Annotated in this window: 2 rRNA genes; both read right to left on the bottom strand. The window is 52.7% G+C overall.

The features are described 5' to 3' along the window. Positions 1-50: 50 nt before the first annotated feature. Positions 51-165, bottom strand: a 5S ribosomal RNA gene (rrf, locus tag BM258_RS24070). A gap of 127 nt (positions 166-292) precedes the next feature. After that, positions 293-3029 (bottom strand): 23S ribosomal RNA (locus tag BM258_RS24065). Positions 3030-3135 lie beyond the last annotated feature (106 nt).

Below are 3135 nucleotides of genomic sequence, written 5' to 3'. Positions count from 1 at the left end.
CCCCCCGGCTTATGGAGCACGGGGGGTTTTTGAATGTTTGTTATTAGCAGGCCCGGCAGCGACCTACTCTCCCACGTCTTAAGACGGAGTACCATTGGCGCAGAGGATATTAACGGCCGAGTTCGGGATGGGATCGGGTTTGGTGTCCTCGCCATAACCACCGGGCCGGCGAATAACAAACAGAGAAGCTGGTTGAGCTACCGGCGTTTTGCTAGAGCAAAAAGCGCCTATCGCTTAGTTTTAGCACTTTTGCGGAGCAAAAGTAGCCTTGAATGAATATAGACAAATGAGAGTAATCAAGCCTATCGAGCTATTAGTATCAGTAAGCTTCGCACGTTACCGCGCTTCCACACCTGACCTATCAACGTGGTGGTCTTCCACGGCTCTCAGGGAGAACTCGTCTCAAGGTGGGCTTCCCGCTTAGATGCTTTCAGCGGTTATCCCTTCCGCACATAGCTACCCTGCAATGCGGCTGGCGCCACAACAGGTCCACCAGAGGTGCGTCCAACCCGGTCCTCTCGTACTAGGGTCAGCTCCTTTCAATTCTCCTGCGCCCACGGCAGATAGGGACCGAACTGTCTCACGACGTTCTGAACCCAGCTCACGTACCGCTTTAATTGGCGAACAGCCAAACCCTTGGGACCTGCTCCAGCCCCAGGATGCGATGAGCCGACATCGAGGTGCCAAACAATGCCGTCGATATGGACTCTTGGGCATCATCAGCCTGTTATCCCCGGAGTACCTTTTATCCGTTGAGCGATGGCCCTTCCACACGGGACCACCGGATCACTATGACCGACTTTCGTCTCTGCTCGACTTGTCAGTCTCGCAGTCAGGCTGGCTTATGCCATTGCACTCAACGACCGATTTCCGACCGGTCTGAGCCAACCATCGCGCGCCTCCGTTACTCTTTGGGAGGCGACCGCCCCAGTCAAACTACCCACCATGCGCTGTCCCGGATCCGGATAACGGACCGCGGTTAGACAGCCATGACAACAAGGGTGGTATTTCAAGGATGGCTCCATCTGAGCTGGCGCCCAAACTTCAAAGCCTACCACCTATCCTACACATGCCAACACAACTGTCAGCGCAAAGCTATAGTAAAGGTTCACGGGGTCTTTCCGTCTGACCGCAGGAACCCCGCATCTTCACGGGGAATTCAATTTCACTGAGTCTATGCTGGAGACAGCGGGGAAGTCGTTACGCCATTCGTGCAGGTCGGAACTTACCCGACAAGGAATTTCGCTACCTTAGGACCGTTATAGTTACGGCCGCCGTTTACCGGGGCTTCAATTCGATGCTCTCACATCTCCTCTTAACCTTCCGGCACCGGGCAGGCGTCAGACCCTATACGTCGCCTTGCGGCTTCGCAGAGCCCTGTGTTTTTGATAAACAGTCGCAACCCCCTGGTCTGTGCCACCCGCTAAAAGTTGCCTTCTAACGGGTCTCCCTTCTCGCGAACTTACGGGAGCAATTTGCCGAGTTCCTTCAGCATAGTTCTCTCAAGCGCCTTGGTATACTCTACCTGTCCACCTGTGTCGGTTTAGGGTACGGTCTAATGTGGGTGCTATTTCCTGGAACTCCTACGCTGCATCATCAATCCAATAAGACAATACAACTACCGGAATTCGTCACATCCCACTGGTTGAGGAATATTAACCTCATTCCCATCGACTACGCATTTCTGCCTCGCCTTAGGGGCCGACTAACCCTGCGCTGATTAGCATTGCACAGGAACCCTTGGACTTTCGGCGAGAGTGTCTCTCACACTCTTTATCGTTACTCATGTCAGCATTCGCACTTCTGATACTTCCAGGTGCCCTCACAGGTCACCCTTCATCAGCCTACAGAACGCTCCGCTACCGCGTAGCATAAGCTACACCCGCAGCTTCGGTGCATGGCTTTAGCCCCGTTACATTTTCGGCGCAAAGACCCTTATTTAGACCAGTGAGCTGTTACGCTTTCTTTAAATGATGGCTGCTTCTAAGCCAACATCCTGGTTGTTTTGGGATCCTCACATCCTTTCCCACTTAGCCATGACTTAGGGACCTTAACTGGCGGTCAGGGTTGTTGCCCTCTCCACGACGGACGTTAGCACCCGCCGTGTGTCTGCAGGATAGTACTCTTGGGTATTCGGAGTTTGGTTAGGTTTGGTAAGTCGGTGAGACCCCCTAGCCCATCCAGTGCTCTACCCCCCAAGGTATTCATCCCACGCTCTACCTAAATAGATTTCGCGGAGAACCAGCTATCTCCGGGTTTGATTGGCCTTTCACCCCTAGCAACAAGTCATCCCCGCCTTTTTCAACAGGCGTGGGTTCGGCCCTCCAGTGCGTGTTACCGCACCTTCAGCCTGCTCATAGCTAGATCACCCGGTTTCGGGTCTAATCCATCGAACTAACGCCCTATTAAGACTCGCTTTCGCTGCGCATACACCTAACGGCTTAAGCTTGCTCGATAAATTAAGTCGCTGACCCATTATACAAAAGGTACGCCGTCACCCTTGCGGGCTCCGACTGCTTGTAGGCGTTCGGTTTCAGGATCTCTTTCACCCCCCTCGTCGGGGTGCTTTTCACCTTTCCCTCACGGTACTTGTTCACTATCGGTCGACAAGGAGTACTTAGGCTTTGAGGGTGGTCCCCCAATGTTCAGACAAGGTTTCACGTGCCCCGCCCTACTCAAGTCTTCATATCTTTAACACCCCTACAGGACTGTCACCCTCTTCGGTTAGCCTTTCCAGACTATTCAGGTTAAAAAATATGAAGCACTGGCCTGGTCCGCGTTCGCTCGCCACTACTAACGGAGTCTCTGTTGATGTCCTTTCCTACAGGTACTTAGATGTTTCAGTTCCCTGCGTTCGCCTCTTGACCCTATATATTCAGGCCAAGATACCCTTGCGGGTGGGTTTCCCCATTCAGATATCCACGGATCAAAGCTTGTTCGCAGCTCCCCATGGCTTTTCGCAGCGTACCACGTCTTTCATCGCCTCTTGTCGCCAAGGCATCCACCAAACGCCCTTAAGACACTTGATCACTCTCATTTTCTATACTCATTCAATCGAATGAGACTTCAAATGAAGTCATTCAAATCAGTAACCATCCACTCGGCACAAGCAGGCCAAGCAGTCTATAGATCACT

This window comes from Cohaesibacter marisflavi, from assembly GCF_900115225.1.
In the GTDB taxonomy this organism is placed as follows: Bacteria; Pseudomonadota; Alphaproteobacteria; order Rhizobiales; family Cohaesibacteraceae; genus Cohaesibacter; species Cohaesibacter marisflavi.
The sequence above is the reverse complement of the archived record's forward strand: the minus strand, read 5'-3'. Positions and strand labels throughout refer to the sequence as shown.